Source organism: Stenotrophomonas maltophilia group sp. RNC7, assembly GCF_030910085.1.
Lineage (GTDB): Bacteria > Pseudomonadota > Gammaproteobacteria > Xanthomonadales > Xanthomonadaceae > Stenotrophomonas > Stenotrophomonas sepilia.
The window spans coordinates 1-367 of record NZ_JAVFVN010000305.1 but is presented as its reverse complement, the minus strand read 5'-3'; the positions used below and the strand labels follow the sequence as shown (position 1 = coordinate 367).

1 protein-coding gene is annotated in these 367 nt (G+C 68.7%); it reads left to right on the top strand.

Annotated elements, in window-relative coordinates:
- A partial coding sequence (locus tag RCF13_RS05165) for a solute carrier family 23 protein (RefSeq protein WP_308140910.1) occupies window positions 1–367 on the top strand: 367 nt, incomplete at both ends.

Here is a 367-nt window from a genome sequence, read left to right as displayed (position 1 = left end):
GACCGTCCTGCGGCCCCCGTCGCCTTCGTCGCCGCCCTGCAGCACCTGCTGGCCATCCTGGTCCCCATCGTCACCCCCGGCCTGCTGATCTGCCAGGCCCTGGGCGTGAGCAGCCGCGACACCACCCTGATCGTGTCCATGTCGCTGGTCATCTCCGGCATCGCCACCTACGTGCAGTGCAAGCGCTTCGGTCCGCTGGGCGCGGGCCTCTTGATCGTGCAAGGCACCAGCTTCAACTTCGTCGGCCCGCTGATCGCCGGCGGCTCGGTCATGGTCAAGCAGGGCACGCCGGTCGAGGCCGTCATGGCCGCGATCTTCGGCGTCGTCATCGCCGGCTCCTTCGTCGAAATGGGCATCAGCCGCATCC